Annotated in this window: 7 protein-coding genes; all 7 read left to right on the forward strand. The window is 40.8% G+C overall.

Annotation, left to right across the window (positions count from 1 at the left end; all coding sequences use genetic code 11):
* Positions 1-82: 82 nt before the first annotated feature.
* Positions 83-775: a CDGSH iron-sulfur domain-containing protein gene (locus DSBG_RS17790; RefSeq protein ID WP_068965765.1), complete on the forward strand. Its 693-nt coding sequence runs from the start codon at positions 83-85 to the stop codon at positions 773-775.
* A 257-nt stretch (positions 776-1,032) separates the two neighbouring features.
* A complete protein-coding gene (locus DSBG_RS17795; RefSeq protein WP_491005790.1) occupies positions 1,033-1,683 on the forward strand; it encodes a DUF3786 domain-containing protein in 651 nt (216 codons plus the stop codon).
* A 23-nt stretch (positions 1,684-1,706) separates the two neighbouring features.
* Positions 1,707-2,153, forward strand: coding sequence for an aminoacyl-tRNA deacylase (locus DSBG_RS17800; protein ID WP_068965767.1), 447 nt, complete (start codon positions 1,707-1,709; stop codon positions 2,151-2,153).
* A 32-nt stretch (positions 2,154-2,185) separates the two neighbouring features.
* Entirely contained in the window at positions 2,186-2,992 is an 807-nt protein-coding gene (locus DSBG_RS17805; RefSeq protein WP_207647252.1) for an AraC family transcriptional regulator, read from the forward strand.
* Positions 2,993-3,068: 76 nt separating this feature from the next.
* The gene (locus DSBG_RS17810) at positions 3,069-4,007 is read left to right on the forward strand and encodes a DMT family transporter (RefSeq protein WP_068965769.1); all 939 of its coding nucleotides are present in this window, start codon (positions 3,069-3,071) and stop codon (positions 4,005-4,007) included.
* A 258-nt stretch (positions 4,008-4,265) separates the two neighbouring features.
* Positions 4,266-4,820 carry a hypothetical protein gene (locus DSBG_RS17815; RefSeq protein ID WP_242877723.1) on the forward strand — a complete coding sequence of 185 codons (555 nt, stop codon included), beginning with the start codon at positions 4,266-4,268 and terminating at the stop codon, positions 4,818-4,820.
* A gap of 506 nt (positions 4,821-5,326) precedes the next feature.
* Positions 5,327-6,379 (forward strand): IS1634 family transposase (locus DSBG_RS17820; protein ID WP_141694359.1); only part of this gene is annotated, 1,053 nt, incomplete at its 3' end.

Here is a 6,379-nt window from a genome sequence, read left to right on the forward strand (position 1 = left end):
AAAATATTGCGATTATCATAAACTAGCTTTCATGTATACATTCTTTTTTAGAGACACATGATATTGAGAGGTGATGTAAGTTATGTCGGATAAAAATCAAGAACGCAAAATAAAGATAATAAAGAACGGGCCATATATGGTTACTGGAAATGTGCCGTTATCCGAGAAGATTATTGCACCTAAAGGTAAAGGCTATGAATATAAAGAGGGGCGTTCATTCCCGCAGTCTGAGAAATATGCACTTTGCCGATGCGGAAAGTCCAAAAATTCGCCTTTTTGTGATGGTTCTCATGATATCTATAAATTTGACGGAACGGAGACCGCATCAAAAGAAAATTATATAGATAGAGCATTCAGGCAAGAAGGATCAAATCTAGATCTATTAGATGATGATCGTTGCGCTTTTGCGAGGTTTTGCCACAGACAAGAAGGAAATGTCTGGGAGCTTACAGATGAATCCGCTAATCCAAAATATCGAGAAGAGGCCATAAAAGCAGCAAGTGATTGCCCTGCAGGCAGACTTGTTGCCGTAGACAAAAACGGAAATTTAATCGAACCAATATTTGAGCCCTCGATTGAAATTCTTCAAGACCCTGAGAAAAAAGTTAGTTCTTCAATTTTTGTTAAAGGAAATATACCAATTGAGTCATCGGATGGCTTTACATATGAAGTAAGAAATCGGGTCGCTCTTTGTCGATGCGGTAAATCAAGCAACAAGCCTTTTTGTGATGCCACACATGTTTCGGTGAGATATGTAGATAACAAACTTGGTTAAAGTAAATATGAGACGACTTGGAGTTAGTGAAAAATCAATTGAAAAACCGGAGCGTTTTGGGCGTTCCGGTTTTTCAATTGATTTTTCTAATTAAAAGGAGTATTCCCTAATTATGTAGAATGGGGAGAAGAAGCGGTATTATTCTCAGTCTAAAAGGGTTTACATTATACTAAACAAAGGGTGTACCATGCACTTCGGCTTTGGACACTTAAAGCTAACTCAAAAGATAAGAAAGGATGTGACAGAAAATGGGCTCCATGGGAATGGACACCGAATCCAATTATGGTGTTGTTTATAACATATTTTGGCAGGACATTAAGAAACGCGCCCCTGAGGAGATAACTGTAGCACGCGCTGTTTCCTATAGCAGTGTCACACGCCAGTTTATTGTGATCTTCTTTGCCGAGGAGTATATCGCAGACTGCGTTATGGAAACAATCTACAGGAAAGCAGACAGACAGGTTCCCGATGTAGTGGCTACGATTATTATCCTCAATTATTTAGCCTATGCGCATCCATTGCCAGAATCCACACCAGGCTGGGTGAGCATTAAAGAAATACCGGGCGGAATGATATTTTATTCCGCGTTTCATAAAACGGCTATCTCAGTGCTGATCGAGACGTTTGGACATCAAGCAAGTCAGTTAATGACGGTTGCACGCTCTTTGGGCGCTCAAGCGGGTCCCTTCGGCGATACGTCCGTAGTTTTTAGAGCATTTCCTGAAATACCCTTGTGTGTTATAGTTTGGGAAGGTGATGAAGAAGTCCGGGCCAATGCCACCATGCTCTACGATTGTTCCATAGAACTAATGCTCCAAAGCGCGATCAGTATTGATCTTGGCATATACCTTGCGGGTCAGCTGAAGAGGCTGGCTGCTACGCATCATGGACACCACCCGAAGCTTTAACGATCAGATAAGGGGGAACGGCTATGGAAAACCTTCAAGTGCTCTTCCAAGAAAAAAACGTTCCATTTGAATTAATTAACCATAAGGTTCCGATCCATACTGCGCAGGAGGGCGCAACGTACTTCGGGATAACCATCGGTCAAACTGCCCCGACGCTAATTCTAAAGACAGACAAAGGTTTCTTCGCATTAATTGTGTCCGGTGAGCGGGGTCACGTTAATTTGGATGAAGTTGCGCGTATTTTAGGATGCCACAAGGTAAAGCTAGCCGGGGCAAGGGAAGTTGAAAAAGTGACCGGTTGTTCCGTAGGAAGTATCTCTATGGTAGGACATGATTTACCTTGTGTAATAGACAAACGGTTATTTCAATACTCTTATATATATGGGGGCTCAGGAGAAGCAACGTGCACCTTAAAAATCAACCCAAGCGCCCTTGAAAAAATAAATGAAGTTGTTGCAATTCTTGATTAGGCTGACTGTCCATACTGAGAGAAATGACCAAAATGGAGGTTATCATGATCGGTGTTCGTTACTTCCGGGATAGAGAATTTCCCGAAATAGAAATCAAGACTTGTACCAATTCAGTTCATGCCTCAAAAAAACATGCTCATGAGGAGCTCTCTATCGGTCTCGTTGAAAAAGGTACCAGTGTATACGAGTATGAAGGGCGGATGTTTGAAGTAGGCCCAAGTCATCTAGTTGTAATTCCTCCTGAGATAATTCATCAGTGTTCTCCCCAAAGCTATGACCATTGGCAATTTAAGATGTTATACATACGTCCCTCATGGCTTAAGATAGCTTTTGGGATACAAACCTTAAACTATATCCCAACGTCAAAGATGCTGGATGCGAAAAGCATAAAGCAAACTAAAAATTTGTTTCGAATATTACTAAGTAACTTGCCACTGATACAGAAAGAAAGTTGCCTGATTCGTGACTTACCTGGGCTAGTTAATTTTGGACATCTTCGAGACCAGGAATGTTTTAATCATTACAACATAGAGGCGTTCAGACTTTCCCAAGAGTATCTGCATGAGAATTTTTTAGAGAGAATTACACTAGATAATCTAGCCACCATAACTGGACTAAGTAAATATTACCTTATAAGACTTTTTAACAAACTATGTGGTGTCTCTCCTCATGGATATTTAACGATGTTACGGGTCAACTATGCCAAAAGAGTGTTACTTAAAAACAAGTCCATTACTGACGTGGCTGCTGAATTAGGGTTTTATGACCAGAGCCATTTTTCTAATACGTTTAAACAGTACGTGGGGATTACGCCGGATTATTATCGAAAGCTTAAGTAAACTGCGGAGCAATTTTTTCCTATATTTTTTCCCTCCCAGGCCGTAAAATAGGCAAAACAGCTAGGGGGGATAACAAATGAGAAGAAGAGCATTGTACGGGCACTTGATTACTCTACTTACGGTATCGATCTGGGGAACCACCTTCGTTTGTACTAAAGTTATGCTAGAGGATTTGACCCCAGTGGAAATACTGTTTTATCGCTTTCTAATTGGGTATATCGCTCTGTTTTTTATTTACCCAAAGACTCACAAGACAAAGGGAGCGAAAGAAGAACTAATGTTTTTTGGACTGGGACTATCTGGTGTTGTATTATATTTTCTTTTGGAAAACATGGCCTTGAAATTTACATTGGCTACCAATGTGGGGCTTTTATCTGGGACAGTACCTATTCTAACGGCTATAGTGTCACATTTTTTTACAACTGATGAAAAGTTCAGCAGAAAACTTTTTGGAGGTTTCATGGTGGCCATTGCTGGAACAGCCATGGTTATCTTTAACGCTCAGGTTGTATTGAAACTAAATCCCCTGGGAGATTTTCTTGCCCTGATGGCACCATTGGCTTGGGCATTTTATTCAGTTTTGTTAAAAAAATTTGACAGTGGCTACAATCCTATTTTTGTGACCAGAAAAACGTTTTTTTATGGACTGCTTACAGTTTTTCCAATCATGATTTTTAACGGTTCGAATTTCATACCTCAAAAAATCAGTCTTCAGCTGGTATTAAATATTGGATTTCTCGGCCTAGTTGCTTCAGCTCTTTGTTTTGTTACTTGGAACAAGGCTATTGAGATTATTGGCACAATAAAGGCCAGCAATTACATCTATCTAGTTCCATTGATCTCTATGGTCACATCGATTCTCGTACTGAATGAAAAGGTAACTAGTTTAGCAATTGCCGGCGGTTTCTTGATTCTCACCGGTGTATATATATCTGAACATGGCTTGAAAGCACAATGGTTAAATAGGTTTGTGGGATTGTTAAAAAGGCACTTTGCAAAAGAAGGCATAGTTTAATTGAATTCGTCGTTGGTGGTGTTATTTTTTGTTAGGTATTGAAATTAGAAGTGCGAATTAGCTGAAAGGGATCCTAAGCAAAAAGACAGTATTTTGCCTGTATATGACACGGCGCTTTTACGATACAATAACCTCAAAGTGGATCTGGCCCAAGTCTCCGAATTTCATATTGTTCATAAGATATATTGGCTTATGTTTCTTGAAAAGCCGTGAAAGAAAGGAGACTAAATGAACAAGCTAAATATCATACAAAAGGTCTTGGAAGTAATCCAAGAAACTTTGCCTATTTCAGATGGGACAATAAAAAAAGACTGCGGTCAGGTTGACAGCGAGGTTGTGACTTTAACTAATGATACCGAGGATGAACAAGCAATAAAGGGGTTGTCAAAAGATTTTGCGAAAGCTTTAATCGATCGCGATTTTGAGCACTTGGACAGTAGAGCGGAGTATCATCTTTATACAGTGGACTACCTCATAGAACTCATAAAGAAAAATGATGAGAATGGTACCATAAAATTGTTTAACGAAAACAAGATTAAATCCAAATATGAAGATTGTGAATTTCTCTCGATTACGCTTACTGCTGAACAGGAGCAAGCTGAGGTAGTTTATAACGTAAGGAGTTGCGTGGTCAGTGCTGACGACAAATACTTTAAATTGCTAAACAAAAACAATAAAAAGAAAAATGCCATCAGCGCCGGAACTCCTTTTAGCACTATTTATACGCTTTCAGTAAAAAAGGAGAGGGGAACTTGGAAGATAGACAAATTTAAAGCTTCTGAGGAAAATATAAAAATAGGCACGCATTCCTAGTCCCTTGCCCCAAAAGTCTAATGAATACGTAAAACATTTATGTCAAGGTATCAGCATCGATTAAACTATCCAAATGTTTCCGTATTTGGTGCCATTACGCTTTGCCGAAAAATAAACAGAGCGCTTAATCGATCCCATTGCTCTTGAAAAGAGTGAAAAAGAGTTAACAAAATAGCATTTCGGCCATGTTGATGATATTGAGAGTGAAGTATGGTTATATGCAAAAATAATAGAAGAAGATGGATGTCTTACATATTTTGTAAGACGTCCATCTTCTTGGAATAACTTGCGTGACCCAACGCGTTTGGTCGGGTTCGACAGTCAAAAGCCATTTTAGGCACATGGAAAAATTATGAATACAGTAACCATGCGGGTTTCAGGGGTTATCCACAGGCAAACAACTCAAAAATGAGTAGGCACACGAAATTGTGGATAACTTCAAATAAATACTGATATTAAGCTAATATTTATTGATTGATGTAGGTGCGGGATGATATAATAGAACCATGTATATTCGTGTAAGTTCCCGTAAAAACAAAGATAATAAGGTCATTAAATATGTTCAGTTGGCTCATAACGTTCGAAATCCGAAGACGGGTACACCGCAGGCAGAGGTGATTCATAGTTTCGGACGGATGGATGAACTGGATATGGATGCACTAAAACGTCTGGCTCGGAGCATCCAGCGTTTTCTGGGCCAAGAGCCAACCCTTTTCGATGCCCAAACGCCGGAGTTGAAGTTTCTATCCAGTCGACCTATGGGTGGTGCTTGGCTCCTCGATGGACTTTGGAAGCGCATCGGGATCGATAAGTTGTTGGCAAAACGTCTCAAGAACCGTGAATTTCGGACGGAAATGGAACGGATTATCTTAGCGATGGTTGCAAATCGAGCCCTAGCTCCCTCCAGTAAACTAGGACTGGAAGAATGGATTTCGAAGAAAGTCATGCTTCCAGGGCTGAATGATCTCGATGTCCAGCACTGCTACCGAGCGATGGATTTCCTTCTAGAATCGGAAGAAGAGATTCAGCACGAGGTTTTCAAGGCCGTCTCCGATCTTTTTAATCTAGAAGTTGACCTTCTGTTTTTTGATACCACGTCTACCTATTTTGAGATGGATGAATGGGACGATGAAGATTTTAAGCTCCAAGGTCATTCAAAAGACAGCCGTCCTGACCTTCCCCAAATTGTGATTGGTTTAGCTGTGACAAGGGACGGTATCCCCATACGATGCTGGTCTTGGCCCGGAAACACCTCGGATATGACAGTCATCCCAGAGGTTAAGAGAGACTTAACCGGTTGGAAGCTCGGTCGAGTGGTGACAGTGGCTGACCGAGGTTTTTCATCCGAAGGAAACCTGCGCATTCTTCAAGAGGCGGGTGGTCACTATATTGTGGGTGAACGGATGACAGCAGGTAAACCCATCGTCGAAAAGGCACTCGCTCATCCTGGGCGATTCCGATCTGTTCGCGAAAACCTTGAGGTAAAAGAAGTCATCGTAGGTGACGGCGAAGCTCGCGTTCGCTATGTACTTGTCCGCAATCCTGCTGAAGCTCGACGG

It is taken from the genome of Desulfosporosinus cupriresistens, from assembly GCF_001707885.1.
Lineage (GTDB): Bacteria > Bacillota > Desulfitobacteriia > Desulfitobacteriales > Desulfitobacteriaceae > Desulfosporosinus.